The sequence below is a fragment of the uncultured Phyllobacterium sp. genome (genome assembly GCF_902479695.1).
GTDB classification, from domain to species: Bacteria; Pseudomonadota; Alphaproteobacteria; order Rhizobiales; family Rhizobiaceae; genus Phyllobacterium; species Phyllobacterium calauticae.
Genome location: NZ_CABSQF010000004.1, coordinates 35,907 through 59,170, shown reverse-complemented (window position 1 = coordinate 59,170; position 23,264 = coordinate 35,907). Strand labels below are relative to the sequence as shown.

The following is a 23,264-nucleotide window of genomic DNA, read 5'->3' as shown; positions in this document are numbered from 1 at the left end:
TGTTGATGAACGGAGAATGCCGGCATAAGGTAATCGAAACAATTACCTCTGGAGTAATGGATATTGCAAAGTATCCGCGCCAGTCTGGCGGGAATCAGGAGCGGTGATGGAATTCGGCGATCATCTGAAACAATGGCGTTCGCACCGGCACATGAGCCAGATGGATCTGGCGCTGGAAGCCGGCATCTCGTCGCGACATCTGTCGTTTCTCGAAACCGGACGGGCAAGGCCGTCGGAGGGCATGATCATCCGCATCTGCGAAGCGCTCGAGCTGCCGTTCAAGATCCAGAATGAGCTGTTCGGTGCGGCCGGTTTTGCGCCGCGCTACCTCTCGGCGGAACGCGAAGGCATGGCCGGCCTGCCGCCACTGATCCGCGACACGCTCCACATGATCCTCGAGCGGCATGCGCCGTGGCCGGCGGTGGCCTTCAATGCGGATCACGACATTCTCGTTGCGAATGTTGGCTTCATGGGCTTGGCCGAAGCGCTGGGCATTCCGATTGGGCCGGGTGTCAATATTCTGGCGCTGGTGCTCGAGCCGGGTCCCGTGCGCCGGTCCATCGCCAATTGGCCGGATGTCGCCCTGCTGTTCCTGAAGCGAGCCCGCAACGAAGCCAGGCTTTACGGTCCACGCAGCGCGCTGGCGCGGCGCGTCGCACAATATGAAACCGATCCGGAAATATCAGCGCTGTTGCGCAATGATCAGAGCGAGCGCAACCCGCCGCCGGTTATAACCGTGCAGCTGCATCTTGGCGATGCCGTTACCAGCTGGATCACCACGCTGACGGCATTCGGCTCGGCGCAGGAGGTGCTGACCGAGGGCATATTCATCGAGCAGTATTTTCCGGCGGATGACGCAACGCGGGCCATTGCCGAAAGTGCGGGGCGCTGATGGCGCAGCGCCCCGTTGCCGGTATCAGCCGTTGACGAGAGCCAGCGCTGCATCCGAATAGCGGTTGCCCGCAACCCGCGTGGGTGAGAGCGCATCGCCGATCTTTTTCAGGTCCGCCGGCGAGAGTGAGACGTCGGCCGCCGCCGCATTTTCCTCCAGGTGCTTGATCTTGCGGGCACCCGGAATCGGCACGATGAAATCACCCTGGTGCAGCACCCAGGCGAGCGCCAGCTGTGCCGGTGTGATGCCTTTGTCCGCGGCCAGGCCCTTCAACGTGGCGATCAGAGCTGCATTGGCGTCCATATTGTCAGCCTGGAACCGTGGCAGGGTCTTGCGCCAGTCATCGGCACCCAATTCATCCGGCTTGCTGATCGTGCCGGTCAGGAGACCACGGCCGAGCGGGCTGTAGGGGACAAAGCCGATGCCAAGCTCGCGGCAGACGGCAAAGACCTCGTCTTCCGGCTCGCGGCTCCACAGCGAGTACTCACTCTGCACGGCGGCAATCGGGTGCACCTTGTGGGCGCGGCGGATTGTGGCGGCACTGGCCTCGGACAGGCCGAGCGCCTTTACCTTGCCCTGCCGGACCAGCTCGGCCATGGCGCCAACCGTGTCCTCGATGGGAACAGTCGGGTCAACCCGGTGCTGGTAGAACAGGTCGATCTGCTCGATGCCGAGCCGTCCGAGAGACGCTTCCGCAACGGCTTTCACATGTTCCGGGTGGCTGTTAACGCCGACCATGCGCGATAGGCCTACCCCTTCATCGGAAATTTTGAAGCCGAATTTCGTGGCAATCACGACCTTGTCGCGGCAGTCTTTAAATGCCTTGCCGACAAGGATTTCATTGTCGAACGGGCCATAGACTTCGGCTGTGTCGAAAAAGGTCACGCCGACATCCACAGCGCGATGCAGGGTGCGGATGGCATCGGCCTCATCCTGTCCGCCATAGGCAAAGCTCATGCCCATGCAGCCGAGACCCACGGCCGATACATCGAGTTCCCCGAGTTTGCGCTTTTCCATCACCGATCTCCTTTTGCTGTGATGACGGAAACCTAGATTGCGGATCAGTGTTCTATAATTCCCTTATTATTTCACAGGTTGTTCTATATAATAGATCAATGGATCGATCGTACCTGCCTCAACTGTCCGTATTTGCCACTGTTGCAGCCTGTGGCGGCTTCCGGGATGCCGCCAGGGAACTGGGCATAGCGCCATCAGCCGTCAGCCACGCCATTTCAACCCTGGAACAGAACCTTGGCGTCCGTCTTCTCGCCCGCACCACGCGCAGCGTTGCGGTGACGGAAGAAGGTGCGCTGCTGCTCAAGCGGCTGCGTCCGGCCCTGGCGGAAATCGACCTGGCGCTCGATGCGGCCAAGGAAGCCAACAACCGCATCGCGGGAACCCTGCGGCTGAGTGTTCCGCCCTTTGCCGCCCACAGGCTGCTGGCCCCGCGCATCGCTGCATTCGCCGCGGCCTATCCCGGTGTCACGCTTGAGCTGCGCGTCGAAGAGCCGTTCAATGATATCGTTGCGGCTGGCGTTGATGCGGGCATGCGGCTGGGTGAGAGTCTGGAACCGGACATGATTGCGGTGCGCATGAGCGATCCGATCCGGGCGAACATCGTTGCAGCGCCGGACTACTTTGACAGGCACCCGATACCGCTGCACCCGGATGATCTTGCCGGTCATCTCTGTATCCGCCGCCGTTTTGCCAGCGGGCAGGTCTATCGCTGGGAGTTCGAGAAGGATGGCGAGGAAATCGTCATCGACGTGAACGGCCCGCTGATTCTCGGCGACGACCGGCTGGTCATCCAGGCAGCGCTGGACGGCGCCGGCGTGGCCTTCCTGCTGGAACATATGGCGCCGGAAGCCATTGCCGACGGGCGTTTGCTCCGTGTGCTCGATGACTGGTGTGCCCCGTTCCCCGGGGTCTATCTCTATTATCCGAGTCGCCGCCAGATGCGCCCGGCCCTGCGTGCCTTCATCGATTTTTTCAAAGTCTGAGCCTGGCGCTGCTTTCCATTCCGATTGGGCTTGTCTAGGTTGCACCACGACAAAGAGGAGAAGTCATCATGTTCCGTTGGGGTGTTCTGTCGACAGCGAAAATCGGGGTCACGGCGGTCATCCCCGCCATATGCGATGCGGAGAACTCCGTCCTGTCGGGTATCGCCAGCCGCGACCTCTTGAAAGCGCGGGCCGTCGCCGGGCGATTCGGCGCGCCGCATGCTTTCGGCTCCTATGAGGCCATGCTGGCATCAGCCGATATTGACGGCGTCTACATACCGCTTCCCACCTCGCAGCATGTGGAGTGGTCGTTGAAAGCCGCCGAAGCGGGCAAGCATGTGCTGTGCGAAAAGCCGATTTCGCTGCATGCCAGCGAAATCGCAGCCTTGCAGCGTGCCCGCGACACCCATGGCGTGCTCATCGCCGAAGCGTTCATGGTGACCTATCATCCGCAATGGTTGAAGGTGCGTGATCTGATCGCCGGCGGTGCCATCGGCCGGCTGCGCCAGGTGCAGGGTGCCTTCAGCTATTTCAACAGGGATGCGGGCAATATGCGCAACCAGCTGTCGCTCGGCGGCGGCGCGCTGCCGGATATCGGTGTCTATCCAACGGTTGTCACCCGTTTCGTCACCGGCAAGGAGCCCGTCAGGGTTTCGGCCAATGTCGAGCGCGATGCGGATTTCGGCACGGACTGCTATGCCAGCGTGCGCGCCGATTTCGATGGTTTCGAGCTGTCCTTCTATGTTGCCACACAGCTTGCCGCGCGCCAGTCCATGGTCTTCCACGGCGATGAAGGGTTTATCGAGGTGCATGGACCGTTCAACACCGGCAAGTATGACCATGCCCGCGTCACGCTGCATGACAAGACCCACACGGGTGCCACCGAATGGAGTTTCGGCGACGTGAACCATTATCGTCTGCAGATCGAGGCCTTTGCCCGCGCCGCGAAGGGCGAAGACGCGGCCGTGTTTTCGTTGGAAAGCTCGGTGCTCAACCAGAAGCTGATCGATGCGATCTATCGCGCCGGGGAAACCGGCAATTGGGAAGCAGTTTCCTAGTTCACCAATACACGCCGCCGCGTGCCACATGCACGTGCGGGTCGCCATCCGGGGTATTGAGGCTTCGCGGGCAGGCTTCGCACTCGGCTTCCGGGCCGGATACCACCGGCCTGCCGGACTGGGTGTTGAGCAGCGACAGGATTTCCAGATTGCTGGAATTCCAGCGCCCGTGCTGGCGGCCGATCTGCGGAACCGGTGAAGGGCGCGTGCGGATCCGGTCCTGCGGCTTGACCATGAGCGTCGCGAGGATGTCGTCCGGCAGTGCTTCGCCGCGGGCAACCACGCCCGATGCATCCTTCAGGGCCTTCAGTCGCGCCACGCGGGTCTCCGTCAACGGATGCGTGCGCAGGATCGACGGATCGGGAATGCGTCCGCCCGGCAGGATGAGATTTTCCCACAGCCTGCCCTGGGCCTTTTCCAGTTTCGTCAGGGCCTGGGCCAGCCCGTCCGGGTCGCCCGTCAGCAGGGATGCACCGAGATCGGCATCGAACTCCCGGGTGCGCGACAACGCCATCTGCAGCAGGCCGCCGATGGTCGGTGCAACCAAAAGCACGAGGACACCCAGCCACGGCACCTGCGCATGCGCGCCGCTGGCCAGGAATGTGATGTTGAAGAGCAGCGATACCATGCCGATCGTCGACATCAGCGAGGTGAAGCGCGACACCGTGTCGGCCAGTGCCATGACCTTCAGGTCCTCATTGCGGATATGGCTGATTTCATGCGCCAGCACGCCGGTGAGTTCGCGCGCCGTCAGCACCCGAATCAGCTGGTCCGTCACCGCGACCACGGAATTGTCTTTCCGGCCGACCGCAAAGGCATTCATCATCCGGGAAGGGATGACGTGGAGTTCGGGCGGGCGCGGCAGGCCGGCCCGGCGGGATAGTTCCTCGACGATGGCAAGCCCTTGCGGGAACTCAGCGCGCGTTACAGCCCTTGCTTTATACATTTTGAGTACCATCTGAGGACTGATGCGCCGTATGGCGACAAGGCTTATTGCGCCGAAAACAAAGGCGTAGATAATGCCGACGGGCCCCGCCAGCGTAAAAGCGCAGACGACGAGCAATGCCAGGCTTCCGGCAAGAAGCAGCCATGTATGCAGCGTATTGATCAGCTGGCTGCGCCGGTGTTCGGGAAGGTTGAAGTGGAGTGCATCATCGGTCATAGGCGATATATGGCGCTAAAAAGCCGGTTTGCCGAGTCTTTTAAGGCAATTAGGCGTGTAAATGCCGCAGCTTCTGACTTGCATGGTAATTTCAGCCTTCTTATATAGCCCACAACACGCAAGTTCGGCTCGCTGTGGTCGTCTTGTATTGTTTAACCCCCCTAGGGGCTGCTGAATGGAATGCTCGGCAGAGGTCCCGGCAGCCTGCTGAATGGAGAGAAGTATAATGGCTAAAGTTATCGGTATCGATTTGGGTACGACCAATTCCTGCGTCTCCGTCATGGACGGAAAGAACGCGAAGGTCATTGAAAATGCGGAAGGTGCGCGCACGACGCCTTCGATCATCGCTTTCACGGATAGCGATGAGCGCCTTGCTGGCCAGCCGGCCAAGCGCCAGGCTGTCACCAATCCGGAAGGAACTGTCTTTGCGGTCAAGCGTCTGATCGGACGCCGTTTTGACGATCCGACCGTTGAAAAGGACAAGAAGCTTGTGCCCTACCACATTGTCAAAGGCGACAATGGCGACGCATGGGTGGAAGTTCACAACCAGAAATATTCGCCTTCGCAGATTTCCGCGATGATTCTGCAGAAGATGAAGGAAACGGCGGAAGCCTATCTCGGTGAAAAGGTCGAGAAGGCCGTCATCACCGTTCCTGCCTACTTCAACGATGCCCAGCGTCAGGCCACCAAGGATGCCGGCAAGATCGCCGGTCTGGAAGTCCTGCGCATCATCAACGAGCCGACCGCAGCTGCCCTGGCCTATGGCCTCGACAAGAAGGAAGGCAAGACTATTGCCGTCTACGATCTGGGCGGCGGCACGTTCGACGTTTCCGTTCTGGAAATCGGCGACGGCGTTTTCGAAGTGAAGTCGACCAATGGCGATACGTTCCTTGGCGGTGAAGACTTCGACATGCGCCTGGTCGAATATTTTGCGGCCGAGTTCAAGAAGGAACAGGGCATCGACCTGAAGAACGACAAGCTTGCCCTGCAGCGCCTCAAGGAAGCTGCGGAAAAGGCCAAGATCGAACTGTCGTCGGCCCAGCAGACCGAAATCAACCTGCCATTCATCACGGCCGATGCCTCTGGTCCGAAGCACCTGACCATGAAGCTGTCGCGCGCCAAGTTCGAGAGCCTGGTTGACGATCTGGTCCAGCGTACTGTCGAGCCCTGCAAGGCAGCGCTCAAGGATGCGGGCCTGAAGGCCGGTGAAATCGATGAAGTGGTTCTCGTCGGCGGCATGACCCGTATGCCGAAGATCCAGGAAGTCGTGAAGGCCTTCTTCGGCAAGGAACCCCACAAGGGCGTGAACCCTGATGAAGTTGTCGCCATGGGCGCAGCCATTCAGGCCGGCGTTCTGCAGGGCGACGTCAAGGACGTCCTCCTGCTCGACGTTACACCGTTGTCCCTCGGCATCGAAACACTCGGCGGCGTGTTCACCCGTCTGATCGACCGCAACACGACGATCCCGACGAAGAAGTCGCAGACCTTCTCCACGGCCGAGGACAACCAGTCCGCCGTGACGATCCGCGTCTTCCAGGGCGAGCGTGAAATGGCTGCCGACAACAAGGCGCTTGGCCAGTTCGACCTCGTGGGCATTCCGCCGGCACCGCGCGGCGTTCCGCAGATCGAAGTCGGTTTCGACATCGATGCCAACGGTATCGTCAACGTTTCGGCCAAGGACAAGGGTACGGGCAAGGAACACCAGATCCGCATCCAGGCATCCGGCGGTCTTTCCGATGCCGATATCGAAAAGATGGTCAAGGACGCCGAAGCCAATGCCGAGGCGGACAAGAAGCGCCGCGAGGCGGTCGAGTCAAAGAACCAGGCGGAAGCCCTGATCCATTCGACGGAAAAGTCGCTGAAGGATTACGGCGACAAGGTTTCGGCCGAGGACAAGCAGGCAATCGAAACGGCTCTGGCCGAATTGAAGACTGCGGCCGAAGGGGATGACGCCGAAGCCATCAAGGCCAAGACACAGACCCTCGCCGAAGTCTCGATGAAGCTCGGCCAGGCCATGTATGAAGCAGCTCAGGCTGCCGAAGGCGAAGGTGAAAAGACCGAAGCCGCGGCCAAGGGCCACGAGGATGTTGTCGACGCCGATTTCGAGGAAATCGACGAAAACGGCAAGAAGAAGTCTGCATAATCCGCAGCACACAATGTGATGAAAAGCCCGGCAGAAATGCCGGGCTTTTTGTTTGTGCTAGCGGCAATGTCGTGCCTGCAAGGCAAAGTCGCATGGTGTGCCTGTCGAACCACGCACCACAGCTCAGCCAGGTCTTCATCGGAAAAAATCACACCAACTTATCCAACAGCTCCCAACCCACGTTATTCTCAACGTGTCCTTTCCGGCGGGAATGCTTCCGGAAACTTTCGAAAGTCGGGAAAGGATCGGCGCTTCGGCCTCGCGGGGAGGAAAACCTGTCGGGCCGGGGAGGTTTCACCTCTCTGCCTCTATTCCTCGCGAGGGAACGGGCAGAACAGGGCAAAAACCTCAAAATCGCCGGAGCGGGTGGTCCTTGGATCGCAAGCATAGCATACCGCATACCCCAAGACCCGCGTTCCAGGGACCGCCCGTCTTTCCCTCTTTCAACAGCCAGACGCAATTGCGGGCGTGGCAACGGGGAAGGCCGGTTATGAGCAATGACACAGGTCAACACAGGCGGATAATCGCGGTGCGCCAGCCCTTCAGACGGCGGCGGATCGGGTCATTTTGGTTTTCTCACGTGCATAAAAGCGTGGAAGGATTGCCACACAAACGCAATAATGCGCAAATATGCGCCAAGTGGAACGAATCAATCCAAGTAGACTATGGCATTCGGGGCGCTGAACACCTAAATACCGGTCTAAAACGAGCCTCTGCGTGAGGCTCTCTGATTTCATGGAACGAGTGTTTGGATGAAGGCTGACTATTACGAAACCCTCGGCGTAGCGAGAGGCGCTGATGAGAAAGAGCTGAAAAGCGCTTTCCGTAAACTGGCGATGCAATATCACCCCGACAAGAATCCGGGCGATGAGAACGCCGAGCACAAATTCAAGGAAATCGGCGAAGCCTATGAAACCTTGAAAGACCCCAACAAGCGCGCGGCCTATGACCGGTTCGGTCACGCGGCGTTTGAAAATGGCGGCATGGGCGGAGGCGGCGGCGGTTTTGGCGGCGCCGGTGGCTTTGCCGATATTTTCGAGGATATTTTTGGCGAGATGATGGGTGGCGGGCGCCAGCGCCGCTCCGGCGGACGCGAGCGCGGTGCCGATCTTCGCTACAACATGGAAATCACGCTGGAAGAGGCCTATGCGGGCAAGACGGCGCAGATTCGCGTGCCGACATCCATCACCTGCGATGAATGTTCCGGCAGCGGCGCCAAGCCGGGCACATCCCCCGTCACCTGCAACACCTGCGGCGGTTCCGGCCGTGTCCGGGCGGCGCAAGGGTTCTTTTCCATCGAGCGGACCTGCCCGACGTGCCATGGCCGCGGCCAGACCATCAAGGATCCCTGCACGAAGTGCTCCGGTCAGGGCCGAATCACCGAGGAGCGTTCGCTCTCGGTCAACATTCCCGCTGGTATCGAAGACGGCACCCGCATCCGGCTGACCGGGGAAGGCGAAGCGGGCGTGCGCGGCGGGCCATCCGGCGATCTCTATATTTTCCTGTCGCTGAAACCGCATGAATTCTTCCAGCGCGATGGATCGGACCTTTACTGCAAGGTGCCGATTTCCATGACCACAGCGGCACTGGGCGGCCAGTTCGAGGTGGCCACGCTTGATGGTACGCAGACACGGGTCAAGATCCCCGAAGGCACGCAGAACGCCAAGCAATTCCGCCTCAAGGGCAAGGGCATGCCGGTTTTGCGCCAGCCCGCCATGGGCGATCTCTATATCCAGATTGCCATCGAGACGCCGCAGAATCTCAACAAGCGCCAGCGCGAGTTGCTGGAAGAGTTCGAGCGCGTGTCGTCCCAGGACAACAGCCCGCAATCGTCAGGCTTTTTTGCCCGCATGAAGGAATTCTTCGAGGGACTCAGCGAGTAAATTTGTTACGGATTTAAGACAACTGGCCTTGCTTCCGCCACGAGTTGCGTCATAAATTTGTCTACCTGCGACGGGAGGATGGGAATGACACGACCACTGGGAAAAAAACTCGCTGAAAAATTCGGCGAGGAGATCCGGTTTTTCAAAGGCTGGATGCATGGACCGAAGGCCGTGGGCTCGATTCTGCCGACCAGTTCCATCACCGCGCGCCGGATGGCCAGCGTCGTCAATCCGCATTCCGGATTGCCGGTACTCGAACTTGGGCCCGGTACCGGCGTGATCACGCGGGCGATTCTCAATCGCGGCGTTACGCCTGACAATCTGTTCTGCGTCGAATATTCCTCGGATTTCGCCGCGCATCTGCGCGCGGATTTCCCCGGCGTGAACATTATCGAGGGCGACGCGTTCAACCTCGACAAGACGCTCGGCGGTCACAAGGACCAGATGTTTGATTCGGTCGTTTCGGCGGTGCCGTTGCTGAATTTTCCGGTCGGCGACCGAGTGAAGATCATCGAGGACCTGCTGCGCCGCGTGCCGCATGGCCGCCCGATCGTCCAGATCACCTACGGTCCGATGTCGCCGGTTCCCGCCGGCCGCGGCAATTACAAGATCGAACACCTCGATTTCATCATCCGCAATGTCCCGCCCGCCCGCCTGTGGATTTACCGCCGCGCCTGATTTGCCTTTCATTGTCTGACCCACAGAGGGAACCCCATGCTGCCGAAGATCCTCGTTTTCGCAGGTTCGAACCGTACCGGTGCTTTCAGCGGCCAGGTCGCCGATGTCGCCACCCGGACATTGGCAGCGCTGGGCGCCGAGGTGACACGCATAGCCCTCATCGACTACCCGCTGCCGATCATGGATCAGGATCTGGAGAAGGAAAAAGGCATACCGGAGAATGCCATGAAGCTCGGGCGGCTGTTTGCCGCCCATGATGGCATTCTCATTGCGTCGCCCGAATACAATTCGTCGATCCCGCCGCTCTTGAAGAACACCATCGACTGGGTCAGCCGGATTTCGCGCGATGGCGAAAAGCCTTTGCGGCCCTATGCCGGCAAGGTCGTTGCGCTTTGTTCGTCCTCCGACGGCAATTTTGCCGGTATCCGGGGGCTCTACCACCTGCGCTCCGTGCTGATGAATGTTGGAACGCTGATCATCAGCGAACAATGTTCCGTGGCCCATGCCCATGAGGCCTTCGCCAGCGATGGCTCGTTTCACGATGAACGGACTGCACGGACCATGGAACGGGTCTGCCAATCGCTGATCGACCATGCACGGCTGGCAAAATCGCGCTGACAGACGGTTTTTACCCGTCCTTTTGCCGTTGTGATCTTTCCTATCGGGCGCTGGTGTGCCATGGGATGGCGATCAACGGAAAAGGTGGTTTGTCATGATGGAAGCGGCTTTGCGCGATCGCCTCATCGTAGGCCTCGATGTGCCTGACCTGAAGGCGGCGGGCGATATCGTCGGTACGCTCGGGGATACGGTATCCTTCTACAAAATCGGCTATCAGCTCGCCTTTGCCGGTGGCCTTGGATTTGCCTCGGAACTCGTCCAGTCCGGCAAAAAAGTCTTTCTGGACATGAAGCTCCTCGATATCGACAATACCGTCGCCAAGGGCGTCGAGAATATCGTCAAGATGGGCGTTTCCATGCTGACGCTGCATGCCTACCCCAAGGCCATGAAGGCGGCCGTGGCGGCTGCGCGCGGTTCGGACCTGTGCCTGCTCGGCGTCACGGTCCTCACCTCCATGGACCAGCAGGACATGATCGATGCCGGTTACGAGCACGATCCGCACACGCTGGTACTGATCCGTGCCGAACAGGCCCTGCATGCGGGGATGGGCGGCATCGTCTGTTCGGCGGCCGAAGCCTCCGCCGTGCGCAAGATCGTCGGGCCGGATCTTGCCGTCGTCACGCCGGGTATCCGGCCGAAGGGGGCCGACGTGGGTGACCAGAAGCGGGTGATGACGCCTGCCGATGCGCTGCGCGCCGGCGCGAGCCATCTCGTGGTTGCCCGGCCCATCGTTGCCGCCGGCGATCCCAGGGCTGCGGCACAAGCGATCCTTGCCGAAATGGCGGGCGTCTGATCAAATCCGCCGCGGTCCGGGTGAGTCACCGGACAATGCATGATGTGGAGGATGTATGGCCAAGGGATATTGGATAGCGCGCATCGATGTTCGCGATGCGGAGGGCTACAAGGGTTACATAATGACGGCAAAGCCAGCCTTCGAACGGTTCGGCGCACATTTCCTGGCGCGTGGCGGCACGTTTCATGAACTGGAAGGCACGGCGCGCGGCCGCAATGTGGTGATCGAGTTTCCATCGGTGCAGCATGCCCTCGATTGCTACAACTCAGCGGAATACCAGGCGGCCAAGCTCATCCGGCAGCAATATGCCGACGGCGAAATGGTCATTGTCGAAGGCGCCTGATCTTTACCTGTGCAGTGCGCAATTCATGTTGCGCCTGCACAGGAAATTGTGAACATCTTTCTTTTCACTAATCCGTTTGTTGCATTGCAATATCGATCAAACCGGCTAGGGTCATTCTCCCATCAAGAACATTTTCATCTTTGATGATCATGTTTGTGAGATCGCCGTTGTGTTGATATGATCGGACAGTGGAATGTTTTACCAGCTTTATGAACTCAATCATGCCGCTCTCCAGCCCTTCCGGGCCCTCGCGGATGCAACCAAGCTGTTCTACGACAATCCGCTCAATCCCTTTTCGCAGACGATTATCGGCCGATCCATTACGGCGGGCTGCGAGCTGTTCGAACGAACCACGCGCACCTACGGCAAGCCCGTTTTCAATCTTCCAACGACCGTCGTGGACGGCGAGGAAGTGGAAATCCGCGAAAAGATCGTCTGGTCAAAGCCGTTCTGCAACGTGATCCACTTCAAGCGCGCGCTGTCGTCAAAGCGTGCTGCGGACCCGAAGATTCTGGTGGTTGCGCCCATGTCCGGCCACTATGCCACGCTGCTGCGCGGCACCGTCGAAGCCCTGCTGCCCCATGCGGACGTCTACATCACCGATTGGGTCGATGCGCGCACCGTGCCGCTGACCGCAGGCCGTTTCGATCTGGATGACTACATCGATTATGTCATCGACATGTTCCACGCTCTGGGCGAAGACACCCATGTGGTGGCGGTCTGCCAGCCATCAGTCCCGGTTCTCGCCGCCGTGTCGGTCATGGAAGCCAATGGCGACCGGTTTGCGCCGTCCAGCATGACGCTGATGGGCGGACCGATCGATACACGCAAGAACCCGACCGCGGTCAATATCCTGGCCGAGGAGAAGGGCATCGACTGGTTCCGCGACAATGTCATCATGTCGGTGCCATGGCCGCATGCCGGCTTCATGCGCGACGTCTATCCCGGCTTCCTGCAGCTTTCCGGTTTCATGAGCATGAATCTTGATCGCCACATCACGGCGCACAAGGAATTCTTCATGCATCTGGTCAAGGAAGATGGCGATTCCGCCGACAAGCACCGTGAGTTCTACGACGAATATCTGGCGGTGATGGATCTGACTGCGGAATTCTACCTGCAGACGGTCGATACGGTTTTTGTCCGCCACGCCCTGCCCAAGGGTGAGATGACCCACCGGGGCAAGCTGGTCGATCCCGCGTCGATCCGCACCGTTGCGCTGCTGACGGTCGAGGGCGAGAACGATGACATTTCCGGTGTCGGGCAGACCAAGGCCGCCCAAACGCTGTGTGTGAACATCCCTGACGCCATGCGCATGCATCATCTGCAGGCCAAGGTCGGCCATTACGGCGTGTTCAACGGATCGCGTTTCCGTGCTGAAATTGCACCACGTATCGTCCAATTCGTTAACGACCATGCGCAGGCCAACCGCAAGAGCAATGTCACCCCGATCGGTAAACGCGCACGCAGCTGAACACGCTGTCCGATTATCAGACAGCCATGCCGGAAGACTGAATCTTCCGGCAGTTTTCTTTCGCGCTTCAATAAAACGCAATGAATTCAAATCGCTACTGACATGACCGCGTACCTTCCGCAGGCGGTCGGCAAGGGCGTCATCGTCCTGTGGTTGTGAGCTGCCGCCGTGTACAACCTTCAAATTTTCGTCAAAATCTAGGAAGTTCAAATTTTAACCATATATTAACAATGGCGGGATCGTGGCGCCATTGTGATTGACTCATATCCCTCCCGGCCATTAACGTTTTGTTAACGAAGGCTGGTTGGGTTCGGAGTAAGGCATGTTCGGAGCGGTAAAGATTTTGAGGTCGATGGGGGTCGCTGCGGCACTTTTCGCTGGCGCACTCATCGCAAATTCCGCCTCGGCAGCTGAAGCTTTCATGCAGACCGGCGGTCTGACATCCCAGCCGATCGGCCATTACGAATTCTGCAAGCGCCTGCCGGATGAGTGCTCGATCCGCAGCCGCAATGTTGCGCCGGCCAAGATGACGCGTGATTTCTGGGAGCTGATCGTCAACGTCAACAGCCATGTGAACCAGACGGTCAAGCCATTGACGGACATGGAAATTTACGGCGTCGAGGAATATTGGGGCTATCCCGACAAGGTCGGCAATGTCGGCGATTGCGAAGACTATGTCCTGGAAAAGCGCCGTGAACTGATGCAGGCGGGCGTTTCCCCGGCTGATCTGCTGATCACGGTTGTGCGCAAGCCCGATGGCGAAGGCCATGCGGTTCTGACGGTGCGCACCGACACTGGCGATTTCATCCTCGACAACCTTGCTGACAGCGTCAAGAACTGGTCCGAAACCGGGTACACCTACCTGAAGCGCCAGGCCACCAACAACACCGGCCGCTGGGTCAGCATCGAAGCCCCAAGCAATATTCTGGTCGGGTCGGTTCACTAAACCACCGCCAAGGCAATCAAGACATGCCGGACCACCAAGGTCCGGCATTTGCTTTTGTACATTTCACGCCGCCTCGTTGGCTGCGTCCTGTGCCATCCGGTAGGAAATAGCCTCAGCCACGTGAATGCGCCCGACGGCTTCGGCCTCGTCAAGGTCGGCCAATGTCCGCGCCACCTTGAGAATCCGGTGATAGCCGCGTGCGGAAAAGCGCATCTGTTCGGCAGCCTGCTGCAGCAGTGCCTGGCCGGGCTTGTCTGGCCGGGAAACCTCCTCGATCAACGCCGCGGGGCAATGGGCGTTCACTGTCACGGCGGGCGATCCCATTTGTTCGTAGCGGCGTCTCTGCAGGTCCCGGGCGTGGGCAACGCGCAGTGCGACCGATGCGCTGCTTTCGGCAACGGGGCGGCGGATGAGATCGGCGGCGCTGACGGCGGGAACGTCGATGCGAAGGTCGATGCGGTCAAGCAGCGGCCCCGAAATGCGGGCCTGGTAATCCTGGCGGCAGCGTGGCCCCCGGGCGCAGCGGTGTCCCGGTTCTCCGGCCATGCCGCAGCGGCAGGGGTTCATGGCGGCCACGAGCTGGATTTGCGCCGGATAGGAAATACGGTGATTGGCGCGGGCGATCACGCATTCTCCGCTTTCCAGCGGCTGGCGCAGGGAGTCGAGCACCTGGGGCGCGAATTCGGGAAATTCATCCAGAAACAGCACGCCGCGATGGGCGAGGGAGACTTCACCGGGGCGGGCGCGCATGCCGCCGCCGACCATCGCCGCCATGGAGGCGGAATGGTGCGGTGCCCGGAACGGCCGCCGGTCGGTGAGCCTGCCGCCCGGCAATTCGCCAGCGACCGAAGCAATCATCGACACCTCGAGCAATTCGTGCGGCAGCAGCGGCGGCAGGATGGACGGAAGCCGCTGCGCGAGCATGGACTTTCCCGAACCGGGAGGTCCAATCATGAGAAGGTTATGACCCCCTGCCGCCGCGACTTCGAGTGCGCGCCTGGCGCCTTCCTGTCCCCTGATATCGCTCAGATCGGGCAGATCGGTTGCATTGGTCTGCAGGCACGGTTCAGGGCGCGACAGCACCTGATGACCGCGAAAATGATTGGCGAGGCTGATCAGGCTGCGCGGCGCCAGAATATCGATCTGCGCGCCCGCCCAGGCAGCCTCGGGGCCGCAGGGGGCGGGGCAGATCAGGCCGCGCTCCTGCCGGTTGGCGGAGATCGCGGCGGGAAGAACCCCGGCCACATGGGTGATCGTGCCGTCGAGCGACAGTTCCCCGAGAACGACATAGGCCTCCAGCACATCGGCGGGAATGGCGCCGAGCCCCGCCATCAGGCCCATGGCGATCGGCAGGTCATAATGGCTGCCTTCCTTGGGCAGATCCGCCGGCGCAAGATTGACGGTCACCTTTTTGGGCGGCAGGGACAGGCCGGAGGCATGCAGCGCCGCCTGCACGCGTTCGCGGCTTTCGGCCACGGCCTTGTCGGGCAGGCCCACAATATGGATTCCCATTTTGCCGGGGGCGATCATCACCTGCACATCGACAGGCTGGGCCTCAATGCCCTGAAATGCGACGGTGCGCACGCGGGTGACCATCAATCGTTCCTAAAATACCGCATCTAAAAAATGAACAGTGCCAATAACGGCACCTCATCATAATTTGTGCGGCATGACAAGAACGTTAGGAGAACGGCCGCATCGCACCGGGATGGAATTCGGCGCGATGCGGTTCAGCCGGGGACGATCAGCCCCATTTCATCTCGCCTTTGGCGACCTTGGCGCCCAGTTCAAGCGATGAGACATCGAGCAGGTCGGGGTAATGCGCCTTCATGGCGGAGATCAGTTCGCCGCTGGTCTTGGCTTTCCCGGCTTCCGTGTTGAACGTCTCGAGATAGTTCCGGGTGAATTTTACCGCCGCCGGTCCCTGCGGGGCACCGGCAACCTGATGCGACGGCACGACGATCCGGGGATTGCGCGCCGCCATTTCGTCAAGCGCGGCAATCCACTTCTTCCGGTCTTCCACGGCCGGCTCGTCCGCAACCCAGACATGGACGCCTGATGAAACCAGCACACCGCCGAAAACCGCTTCAAGCCCGGGCACCCAGAGATAGCGGCGATCCTTCATATCCTTGATGGTGACGATCTCGATCCTGTTTCCCTCCAGGTCGAGCGAAGACAGGTCTGAGGCTTCCGGAATGACGACATCCGCCAGCACCTTCGGTCCATTGTCCTTGAGCTGCGGCCCCCAGACGTCGAGCTTGCCCTGTACGTTGCCCTTGATGGCGTCCACGGTGGCGTGCGCCGCAAGGACTTTTGCCTTGGGGAAGGCATCGACGATGGGACGCAGGCCAAAATAGTAATCGGGGTCGCTGCAACTGATGTAAATCGTTGTCAGGGTCTTGCCGGTCGCCTTGATCGCATCGGCAACCGCGCGTCCATCGGAGAGTGTAAACCCGCCATCGAGCAGGATCGCTTCCTTCTCGCCGGTCAGCAGCACGGGCGTGCGGCGAAAGCCGTTCTCATCCGCCTGGAAATAGGTCCATGCCAGCGTGGAAGCGGCCCTGGCCGCAATGGCGCTGAGCGGCTGCAGGGCCGCCACGGCACCGGCTGCCAGAAGGGATTTCATCGTATCGCGTCGTGTCAGAAGGGTTCGCACGTCTGGTCCTCGCTCGGTTTCTCACTGTGGGGCATATAGTGACATGGACGGGTTTCTTGAAAAATCCCGATCAAAATGACAGACTGTATGATTATTTCGTATAATAAGGCGTGTCATGCCCGCGGTCAGTTTCAACAGGTTCATCTATTTCGTCACCGTGGTGGATATGGGATCGTTCACCGCCGCCGCCGACCGGTTGGGCGTCGCCAAGGCCGTCGTCAGCCACCAGGTGTCGAAGCTGGAGGAGGAACTGGGCACGGCGCTCTTGATCCGCACGACACGGCGGCTGCGGACGACGGAGGCGGGGCGGCGCTTCTACGAACGTTGCATCGTCGTCCTGCGCGAGGCCGAAAACGCGATCGAGGAGGTGTCGTCCGAGACCGGAACACCTGTCGGGACCCTGATGCTGACAGCGCCGCTGGATTATGGCGCAAAGGTTGTGGCGCCGGCTCTGGCGCTTTATCTTCAGCGCCATCCGCAGATGCAGGCCGATCTCACCTTCACCGATGTCAAATTCGATCTGGTCGACAATGAGCTTGATCTCTCGATCCGTGTCGGCTGGCTGGAGGATTCCAGCGCGCAGGCCCGGCGGATCGGCACGTTCGAGCAGCATCTCGTCTGTTCGCCCGCCTATGCCGGGCAGATCGGTCGCGTTGCGCATCCCGGCGCGCTCGAAGCGGCGAAATGGATCGCCAACGGGGCGCTGAAGGAACCGTTGCGCTGGCTGTTTGCAAAAGGCGATGAAAAGGTGGTTGTGACGGGCAAGTCCGTTGTCAGCGCCAATGGCACGGAGGCAAGCTATGTCTGCATCCTCGCCGGTATCGGGATCGCCGTCATGCCGGACTACCAGGTGGTGCAGGATATTGCGGCCGGCCGGCTCGTGCGCCTGCTGCCCGGCTGGTCTTTGCCGGCGGGCGGCATTCATGCGGTCTATCCGCCGGCCAAATACAGGCCGGCGCGCGTGCGCGCCTTTGTCGATATCCTTGAGGCGATGGAACGGGAACGGCGCAGTTAGCGCCGCTTGGCCTCGACAGCGTCCCAGAACAGCGCGGCGATATCGGCGCCGCCGAAGCGCTTGACTTCGCGTATGCCCGTCGGCGAGGTCACGTTGATTTCGGTCATGTAGTCGCCGATGACATCGATGCCGACGAGAATGAAGCCGCGCTCCCGCAGGGAAGGGCCGATGCGCGCGCAGATCTCGCGCTCGCGTTCCGTCAGTTCGGTCTTCTCGGCCCGCCCGCCCACATGCATGTTGGAGCGCGCATCGCTTTCCGACGGCACGCGGTTGATCGCACCGACCGGCTCGCCGTCGATCAGGATGATGCGCTTGTCACCGGCCCGCACATCCTTGAGATAGCGCTGTGCAATGATCGGCTCGCGGAACATCTGGCCGAACATTTCCAGCAGCGATGTCAGGTTGCGGTCGCCATCGGCGAGATGGAACACGCCGGCGCCGCCATTGCCGTAGAGTGGCTTGAGGATGATGTCGCCGAACTCCTTGCGGAAGGCCACGATCTCCTGCGGATCCTTGGTGATCAGCGTATCGGGCATGAGGTCGGGGAATTCGGTGACGAAGATTTTTTCCGGGCTGTTGCGCACCCACGCCGGATCGTTGACGACAAGCGTTTTCGGATGGATGCGCTCGAGCAGATGCGTTGTCGTGATATAGTTCATGTCAAAGGGCGGGTCCTGCCGGAGCAGCACCACATCCATCTCGGACAGGTCGCGGGAAACCGGTTCACCCAGGGTGAAGTGGTCGCCTTCCACGTCGCGGACCTGCAGCTCTTCCACCCGCGCGCGAACGATGCCGTCGCGCATGCTGAGCCGGTCCGGCGTGTAGTGATAGAGCGCGTGGCCGCGGGCTTGCGCCTCGAGGCACAGGGCAAAGCTCGTATCGCCTGCGATGCGGATCGAATTGATATGGTCCATCTGGACCGCGACTTTCAATGCCATGGAACGTCCCCCGACAGGATTAGGAGTGCTGACATGGCGATGTCACGTTCAATGGTCAAGGTCAATCCTGCACCGCGATCAAGATATTGTAGAGGGCAGAATGTCGCGAAGAGGACGCATCCCTGCCTTCCGGCGGGGATGCGCGGGAAGGTGTGTCAGAGCTTGGCCATGCAGATATTGGTATGGCCCGCGCCAACGAAACCCAGACGGTTTGCAGCGCCCTTGGAAAGATCGAGCACACGGCCCTTGATGAAGGGGCCGCGATCGTTGATGCGCACGACGATCGACTTGCCGTTGCGCTGATTGGTAACCTTCACCTTGGAACCGAAAGGCAGGGTCCGGTGCGCGGCGGTGAGAGCGGAGGGGTTCATGCGCTCGCCGGAAGCCGTCTTGGAATGAAGCGCGTACCAGGAGGCACCGCCACAGGCAGAACCGGCGTTCGCCGAAACGATACCAAACATCAGAAGAAGCATGGTTGCAGTAAGTACCTTACGGATACTTGCAATGGAGACCATATTGAAATTCGCACTTTAAAACGGCCCGCGGCAGGTACTGCCAGACTGAAGACGCACGCTTAAGAATGATCATGGGCAAGTAGATCATCACGTGAGTGAGTGATCCATTCTATTTTGGGTAAATGTGTCCTCGAGGTGGCCCGAAAGGGAAATATCGGTGAGCAAATCCCGCAAGATCAGCCAAGTCATTCAAAAAATTTGTCTTATTATGACTCAAAACGTGATCAAGGATGCTTGCATCCGTGGAACTATTGCCGCCGTTCCCTTTGAAATATGGCGGTAATGTGATCAATACTGAACGAAAGCCTAAACGAAGACTCTGAAATCCCCGGTTTCGGGCCAAATGTGTTAAGCGGAATTAACGATTGAAAATGAAAAACCCCGGCACGCGCATGCCGGGGTTTGCCTGGATATCGGCGCTTGATCGGAATTCAGGCGAGGGCCCCGGCATCCAGCGCGTGGATGATACCGCGCAGTTCGGCCAGGCCGCGCAGGCGGCCGATGGCGGGATAACCCGGCGTGACCTCCTTCGTCAGGTCGTCCAGCATGCGGTGGCCGTGATCTGAGCGGAAGATGATGCTGCCGGACCGGTCGCGTTTGCGGTCTTCGGCCAGCAATTCCTTCAGCACGGCGACCATGTCCACATCGCCTTCCAGATGCGCTGCCTCATGGAAGCTGCGGCCGTCGCCTTCCCGGGTGGTGGCGCGCAGGTGGGAGAAGTGGATGCGCGAGGCAAAGCGGTGGGCAATTGCAGGCAGATCATTGTCGGCCCGAACGCCAAGGCTTCCCGTGCAGAAGCACATGCCGTTGGCTGGGGAAGGAACGGCGTCGAACAGGGCAGCGTAGTCGGCCTCCGTCGAGGCAATGCGCGGCAGGCCGAAAAGCGGACGGGGCGGATCATCCGGATGCAGTGTCAGCTTGACGCCGAGATCGTCAGCCACGGGCGTGACAGCTTCGAGGAATTCGATCAGATGCTGGCGCAGTTTGCCGGCGTCGATGCCGGAATAGGCTTCGAGCTTGTCGCGGAAGGCGGGGATGGTCAGCGGCTCGGTTGTCGAGCCGGGCAGCGCGCTGGCGATATTGCGGGTGAGGTCGGCGATTTCCTGTCCGCTCATCCCGGCGTAGAGCGCCGCCGCGATAGCGCGGTCCTCCTGCGAATAGGCCGCTTCCGCATTCGTGCGCTGCAGGATGTGCAGGTCGAACACGGCAAAGGTGTTGTGGTCGAAGCGCATCGCGGTCGAACCGGTCGGCGTGACATAATCGAGGTCGGTGCGGCACCAGTCGACAACGGGCATGAAATTGTAGCAGATGACACGGATGTCATTGGCTGCGAGCGCTTCCATGCTGGCAATCCAGGCGGCGATTTCGTGCTTCGCCGCGCCGCCGAGGCGTTTGACCGCATCGGGAATCGGAATGCTCTCGACCACCGACCAGGTCAGGGGAATACGCCCGGCGGGGGTGGTTTCGATGAGCGACTTGCGTTCATGCACCTGTTTTTCGGTCCAGGCCTGACCGATCGGTACCTCGTGCAGCGCCGATACGATATCGGTCGCCCCGGCCTGGCGCACATTATCCAGCGTAACACCGGCTTTTGGCCCAAACCATCTCCATGCCTGACGCATTCAGTCCTCCGTCATTTTCTTTTAATCGCCGGGCTCAGACGAATGAGCCCGGATGGCTTTTTCTCAGTTCATCAATATCGGGAATGACGGCATTCAGATGCTGCTTCATTGCCGCGCAGGCGGCCGGTACGTCATGCATTTCGATGGCATTGCGGATGATCCTGTGCTCGGCAAGCACGTTCTCCATGCGGCCGAGGGCTGGCAGCGTCATGCGGCGGGCACGGTCGATCTGCACTTTCACCGGCTTCAGATAGTGCCAGATGCCGGGATGGCCGGCGATACCGGCAATCGCCTCGTGAAAGGCCTCGTCGGCTTCGTGGAAGGCACTCATGTTCTGCCGGTCGGCAAAAAACTGCTGGCGCGCCAGAATCTCGTCCAGCCATTCCACATCCTTGGCGGTGGCAACCGCCGCAGCCCGCTCGACGGTCGCGCCTTCCAGCGCCTGCCGGATGACCACGGCCTCCGGGATCAGCGCAACCGGGATGCGGGCAACAAAGGTGCCTGACTGCGGAAAGACATCGACGAGCCCGTCTTCCACCAGCCGGATCAGCGCTTCGCGAACCGGGGTGCGGCTGACGCCAAAGCGTTCCGTCAAAACTTTTTCGTTGAGGGCGGTGCCGGGGGTCATCTGCATGGAAACGATGGCAGCATGCAGTTCGCGGTAAATCGCCGTGGCTGTCGTCATGCGTCCGGCTGGGGCGCCGCGTGTGCCGGATTTGGCGAAACGCGTCGCATTGTCTCGTGCTGAGGCGATAGGTTCAGCCGGTGTCGCCACGGCCAAACTTTTTTCTCCCCGGTTCTGTGCTGCCATTCCAGCGCTCCATTTCCTGTGTCGCGGATGAATCCACCGTCATGAATGGTAGAATTCCGCGCGAAATCATAGTGCCAAAGCCGCGAATGAAACGATTTCAGGGCACATCGATCCAGTTGACATACTAATATATTATTATTTACTCTTCGCCAAGATCGCAAAAGCCGAATGTTCACAAGACACCCAAGGCGGCTCGCGCGGTGCGAAAAGCGCCTCGACAGGGGCAATTTCACGGCTTCGGCTCCGGTACACGCAGCGTGTGGTGTATCGGCCGGTGCGGAAGATGACAGCAAGGACCGACGATGCCTCTCCACCCAGATCGACTTTTCCCCATCGAAGCCGATGCCCGTTCCATCGCGCGGCGGCTTTTTTCGGACGTCGAGCGCCTGCCCATCATCTCGCCGCATGGCCACACGGACCCGCTGTGGTACGCCCATGACGAGGCCTTTCCCGACCCGGCCAGTCTCTTCGTCAAGCCCGACCATTATATTTTCCGCATGCTGTATTCTCAAGGTGTCAAGCTTGAGGACCTGGGTGTGCCACGTCACGATGACGGGCCTGTCGAAACCGACGGCCGCACGATCTGGCGGCTGTTTGCCAAACACTGGTACCTGTTTCGCGGCACGCCGTCGCGCCTGTGGTTCGAGCATGCCATGGAAACGGTTTTCGGCATCACGGAGCGGTTGAACGAAGGCAATGCCGACCTGCTCTATGACCGTATTGCCGACAAGCTCGGCGATCCCGCGATGCGCCCGCGCGCACTCTACAAGCAGTTCGGCATCGAGGTCATCTCGACGACCGATGCGGCGACGGATGACCTCGCGGCCCACGATATCATCCGAAAGTCGGGCTGGGACGGGCGTGTCATTCCCGCCTACCGGCCCGATGCGGTGATCGATGCGTCGCGGGCGGATTTCCGCACGAATGTGGAAAGGCTCATAGCGCTTGCTGGCACGTCGCTGAACTACAAGGGGTATCTCGAGGCGCACCGCAACCGGCGTGCCTATTTCAAGGCGCGCGGCGCCACCTCAAGCGATCACGGCCATCCCAGCGCGCGCACCGCCGATCTGCCCGTCACTGACGCCGCGGCGCTGTTCGAGCGGGTCCTGCGGCCCGATGTTTCCGATGCGGATGCCGATCTGTTCCGCGCCCAGATGCTGACCGAAATGGCGCGCATGAGCATTGATGACGGGCTGGTCATGCAGCTGCATCCGGGCTCCTTCCGCAACCACAATGCCAGGGTTTTCGCCGGTTTCGGTCCTGACAAGGGGGCGGATATTCCGCGCTCGACCGGCTATGTCGAAGAGCTCAAGCCACTGCTCGACGCGTTCGGCAACAATCCGCAACTGACCCTCATTCTCTTCACGCTGGATGAGACCAGCTACAGCCGTGAACTGGCGCCGCTTGCCGGGCACTATCCCGCCCTGCGGCTCGGACCGGCATGGTGGTTCCATGACAGCCCGGAAGGCATGCGCCGTTTCCGCGAACTGACCACCGAGACGGCCGGGTTCTACAACACCGTCGGGTTCAACGATGACACGCGGGCCTATCTCTCCATTCCCGCCCGGCACGACATGGCCCGCCGGGTGGATTGCGCTTATCTGGCACGGCTGGTCGCCGATCACCGGCTGGACGAGGATGAGGCGCACACGATTGCCCACGACCTGAGCTACCGGCTGGCCAAACAAGCCTACCGTCTTTGAAACAGAACAGACGAGAT

The 23,264-nt window shown here is 60.3% G+C and carries 21 protein-coding genes; 13 read left to right on the top strand and 8 right to left on the bottom strand.

Annotation, left to right across the window (positions count from 1 at the left end):
* Nucleotides 1–106: 106 nt before the first annotated feature.
* Nucleotides 107–892 (top strand): helix-turn-helix domain-containing protein, encoded by a 786-nt coding sequence (locus tag RDL77_RS03840; protein WP_288191862.1) that lies wholly within the window; start codon nt 107–109, stop codon nt 890–892.
* A gap of 24 nt (nt 893–916) precedes the next feature.
* Here the strand turns inward: RDL77_RS03840 and RDL77_RS03835 are convergent, their stop codons facing one another.
* A complete protein-coding gene (locus tag RDL77_RS03835) occupies nt 917–1,909 on the bottom strand; it encodes an aldo/keto reductase (protein WP_288191861.1) in 993 nt (330 codons plus the stop codon).
* 98 nt (nt 1,910–2,007) lie between these two features.
* Between RDL77_RS03835 and RDL77_RS03830 the strand changes: the two genes are divergently transcribed.
* Both RDL77_RS03830 and RDL77_RS03825 read left to right on the top strand, forming a co-directional pair.
* Complete coding sequence (locus RDL77_RS03830) at nt 2,008–2,892, top strand: LysR family transcriptional regulator (RefSeq protein ID WP_288191860.1); 885 nt, start codon at nt 2,008–2,010, stop codon at nt 2,890–2,892.
* Between the two features lie 68 nt (nt 2,893–2,960).
* Nucleotides 2,961–3,950: a Gfo/Idh/MocA family protein gene (locus RDL77_RS03825; protein WP_288191859.1), complete on the top strand. Its 990-nt coding sequence runs from the start codon at nt 2,961–2,963 to the stop codon at nt 3,948–3,950.
* A gap of 1 nt (nt 3,951) precedes the next feature.
* Here the strand turns inward: RDL77_RS03825 and RDL77_RS03820 are convergent, their stop codons facing one another.
* Entirely contained in the window at nt 3,952–5,112 is a 1,161-nt protein-coding gene (locus tag RDL77_RS03820; protein ID WP_223613997.1) for a zinc metalloprotease HtpX, read from the bottom strand.
* Nucleotides 5,113–5,338: 226 nt separating this feature from the next.
* Here RDL77_RS03820 and dnaK point away from each other — a divergent pair, with 226 nt between their 5' ends.
* The 8 genes from dnaK to RDL77_RS03780 all read left to right on the top strand — a co-directional run bounded on the left by dnaK (nt 5,339) and on the right by RDL77_RS03780 (nt 13,987).
* Nucleotides 5,339–7,255 carry a molecular chaperone DnaK gene (gene dnaK / locus RDL77_RS03815; RefSeq protein ID WP_223613998.1) on the top strand — a complete coding sequence of 639 codons (1,917 nt, stop codon included), beginning with the start codon at nt 5,339–5,341 and terminating at the stop codon, nt 7,253–7,255.
* Between the two features lie 752 nt (nt 7,256–8,007).
* Nucleotides 8,008–9,138: a molecular chaperone DnaJ gene (dnaJ, locus tag RDL77_RS03810; protein ID WP_223613999.1), complete on the top strand. Its 1,131-nt coding sequence runs from the start codon at nt 8,008–8,010 to the stop codon at nt 9,136–9,138.
* A gap of 84 nt (nt 9,139–9,222) precedes the next feature.
* Nucleotides 9,223–9,816: a phospholipid N-methyltransferase PmtA gene (gene pmtA, locus RDL77_RS03805; RefSeq protein ID WP_288191858.1), complete on the top strand. Its 594-nt coding sequence runs from the start codon at nt 9,223–9,225 to the stop codon at nt 9,814–9,816.
* Nucleotides 9,817–9,852: 36 nt separating this feature from the next.
* A complete protein-coding gene (locus RDL77_RS03800; protein ID WP_223614000.1) occupies nt 9,853–10,434 on the top strand; it encodes an NADPH-dependent FMN reductase in 582 nt (193 codons plus the stop codon).
* Nucleotides 10,435–10,531: 97 nt separating this feature from the next.
* The gene (gene pyrF / locus RDL77_RS03795; protein ID WP_288191946.1) at nt 10,532–11,227 is read left to right on the top strand and encodes an orotidine-5'-phosphate decarboxylase; all 696 of its coding nucleotides are present in this window, start codon (nt 10,532–10,534) and stop codon (nt 11,225–11,227) included.
* Between the two features lie 55 nt (nt 11,228–11,282).
* Entirely contained in the window at nt 11,283–11,570 is a 288-nt protein-coding gene (locus tag RDL77_RS03790; RefSeq protein ID WP_288191857.1) for a DUF1330 domain-containing protein, read from the top strand.
* Between the two features lie 193 nt (nt 11,571–11,763).
* The gene (locus RDL77_RS03785) at nt 11,764–13,041 is read left to right on the top strand and encodes a polyhydroxyalkanoate depolymerase (protein ID WP_288191856.1); all 1,278 of its coding nucleotides are present in this window, start codon (nt 11,764–11,766) and stop codon (nt 13,039–13,041) included.
* Nucleotides 13,042–13,363: 322 nt separating this feature from the next.
* Nucleotides 13,364–13,987 (top strand): transglutaminase-like cysteine peptidase, encoded by a 624-nt coding sequence (locus RDL77_RS03780; protein ID WP_223614003.1) that lies wholly within the window; start codon nt 13,364–13,366, stop codon nt 13,985–13,987.
* A 63-nt stretch (nt 13,988–14,050) separates the two neighbouring features.
* Here RDL77_RS03780 and RDL77_RS03775 read toward each other — a convergent pair whose 3' ends face one another.
* Entirely contained in the window at nt 14,051–15,583 is a 1,533-nt protein-coding gene (locus RDL77_RS03775) for a YifB family Mg chelatase-like AAA ATPase (protein ID WP_288191855.1), read from the bottom strand.
* Nucleotides 15,584–15,731: 148 nt separating this feature from the next.
* On the bottom strand, nt 15,732–16,613 hold the full coding sequence (locus RDL77_RS03770; RefSeq protein ID WP_288191945.1) for an MBL fold metallo-hydrolase: 882 nt from the start codon (nt 16,611–16,613) through the stop codon (nt 15,732–15,734).
* 145 nt (nt 16,614–16,758) lie between these two features.
* Between RDL77_RS03770 and RDL77_RS03765 the strand changes: the two genes are divergently transcribed.
* Nucleotides 16,759–17,658, top strand: a complete 900-nt coding sequence (locus RDL77_RS03765) for a LysR substrate-binding domain-containing protein (protein WP_288191854.1) — start codon at nt 16,759–16,761, stop codon at nt 17,656–17,658.
* Here RDL77_RS03765 and gshB read toward each other — a convergent pair.
* From gshB to RDL77_RS03745, 4 genes are all read right to left on the bottom strand, one after another.
* The gene (gene gshB / locus RDL77_RS03760; protein ID WP_288191853.1) at nt 17,655–18,596 is read right to left on the bottom strand and encodes a glutathione synthase; all 942 of its coding nucleotides are present in this window, start codon (nt 18,594–18,596) and stop codon (nt 17,655–17,657) included. The genes RDL77_RS03765 and gshB overlap by 4 nt on opposite strands.
* Before the next feature lie 155 nt (nt 18,597–18,751).
* On the bottom strand, nt 18,752–19,069 hold the full coding sequence (locus RDL77_RS03755) for a septal ring lytic transglycosylase RlpA family protein (protein ID WP_199537995.1): 318 nt from the start codon (nt 19,067–19,069) through the stop codon (nt 18,752–18,754).
* 473 nt (nt 19,070–19,542) lie between these two features.
* Nucleotides 19,543–20,733 carry a mannonate dehydratase gene (gene uxuA, locus RDL77_RS03750; protein ID WP_288191852.1) on the bottom strand — a complete coding sequence of 397 codons (1,191 nt, stop codon included), beginning with the start codon at nt 20,731–20,733 and terminating at the stop codon, nt 19,543–19,545.
* Nucleotides 20,734–20,767: 34 nt separating this feature from the next.
* Nucleotides 20,768–21,544 carry a GntR family transcriptional regulator gene (locus tag RDL77_RS03745; protein ID WP_308526363.1) on the bottom strand — a complete coding sequence of 259 codons (777 nt, stop codon included), beginning with the start codon at nt 21,542–21,544 and terminating at the stop codon, nt 20,768–20,770.
* A gap of 302 nt (nt 21,545–21,846) precedes the next feature.
* Between RDL77_RS03745 and uxaC the strand changes: the two genes are divergently transcribed.
* A complete protein-coding gene (gene uxaC, locus RDL77_RS03740; RefSeq protein ID WP_288191851.1) occupies nt 21,847–23,247 on the top strand; it encodes a glucuronate isomerase in 1,401 nt (466 codons plus the stop codon).
* Nucleotides 23,248–23,264: the final 17 nt, after the last annotated feature.

Excerpts from the sequence above, each read along its gene's own strand:
- pmtA (WP_288191858.1), top strand. The coding sequence starts at position 9,223 with ATGACACGACCACTGGGAAAAAAACTCGCTGAAAAATTCGGCGAGGAG.
- RDL77_RS03775 (WP_288191855.1), bottom strand. The coding sequence starts at position 15,583 with ATGGTCACCCGCGTGCGCACCGTCGCATTTCAGGGCATTGAGGCCCAG.
- RDL77_RS03780 (WP_223614003.1), top strand. The coding sequence starts at position 13,364 with ATGTTCGGAGCGGTAAAGATTTTGAGGTCGATGGGGGTCGCTGCGGCA.
- RDL77_RS03785 (WP_288191856.1), top strand. The coding sequence starts at position 11,764 with ATGTTTTACCAGCTTTATGAACTCAATCATGCCGCTCTCCAGCCCTTC.
- uxaC (WP_288191851.1), top strand. The coding sequence starts at position 21,847 with ATGCCTCTCCACCCAGATCGACTTTTCCCCATCGAAGCCGATGCCCGT.
- RDL77_RS03840 (WP_288191862.1), top strand. The coding sequence starts at position 107 with ATGGAATTCGGCGATCATCTGAAACAATGGCGTTCGCACCGGCACATG.
- uxuA (WP_288191852.1), bottom strand. The coding sequence starts at position 20,733 with ATGCGTCAGGCATGGAGATGGTTTGGGCCAAAAGCCGGTGTTACGCTG.
- RDL77_RS03835 (WP_288191861.1), bottom strand. The coding sequence starts at position 1,909 with ATGGAAAAGCGCAAACTCGGGGAACTCGATGTATCGGCCGTGGGTCTC.
- dnaJ (WP_223613999.1), top strand. The coding sequence starts at position 8,008 with ATGAAGGCTGACTATTACGAAACCCTCGGCGTAGCGAGAGGCGCTGAT.
- RDL77_RS03790 (WP_288191857.1), top strand. The coding sequence starts at position 11,283 with ATGGCCAAGGGATATTGGATAGCGCGCATCGATGTTCGCGATGCGGAG.
- RDL77_RS03770 (WP_288191945.1), bottom strand. The coding sequence starts at position 16,613 with ATGAAATCCCTTCTGGCAGCCGGTGCCGTGGCGGCCCTGCAGCCGCTC.
- RDL77_RS03825 (WP_288191859.1), top strand. The coding sequence starts at position 2,961 with ATGTTCCGTTGGGGTGTTCTGTCGACAGCGAAAATCGGGGTCACGGCG.
- gshB (WP_288191853.1), bottom strand. The coding sequence starts at position 18,596 with ATGGCATTGAAAGTCGCGGTCCAGATGGACCATATCAATTCGATCCGC.
- RDL77_RS03830 (WP_288191860.1), top strand. The coding sequence starts at position 2,008 with ATGGATCGATCGTACCTGCCTCAACTGTCCGTATTTGCCACTGTTGCA.
- RDL77_RS03820 (WP_223613997.1), bottom strand. The coding sequence starts at position 5,112 with ATGACCGATGATGCACTCCACTTCAACCTTCCCGAACACCGGCGCAGC.
- RDL77_RS03765 (WP_288191854.1), top strand. The coding sequence starts at position 16,759 with ATGCCCGCGGTCAGTTTCAACAGGTTCATCTATTTCGTCACCGTGGTG.
- pyrF (WP_288191946.1), top strand. The coding sequence starts at position 10,532 with ATGGAAGCGGCTTTGCGCGATCGCCTCATCGTAGGCCTCGATGTGCCT.
- RDL77_RS03745 (WP_308526363.1), bottom strand. The coding sequence starts at position 21,544 with ATGGCAGCACAGAACCGGGGAGAAAAAAGTTTGGCCGTGGCGACACCG.
- dnaK (WP_223613998.1), top strand. The coding sequence starts at position 5,339 with ATGGCTAAAGTTATCGGTATCGATTTGGGTACGACCAATTCCTGCGTC.
- RDL77_RS03800 (WP_223614000.1), top strand. The coding sequence starts at position 9,853 with ATGCTGCCGAAGATCCTCGTTTTCGCAGGTTCGAACCGTACCGGTGCT.
- RDL77_RS03755 (WP_199537995.1), bottom strand. The coding sequence starts at position 19,069 with ATGCTTCTTCTGATGTTTGGTATCGTTTCGGCGAACGCCGGTTCTGCC.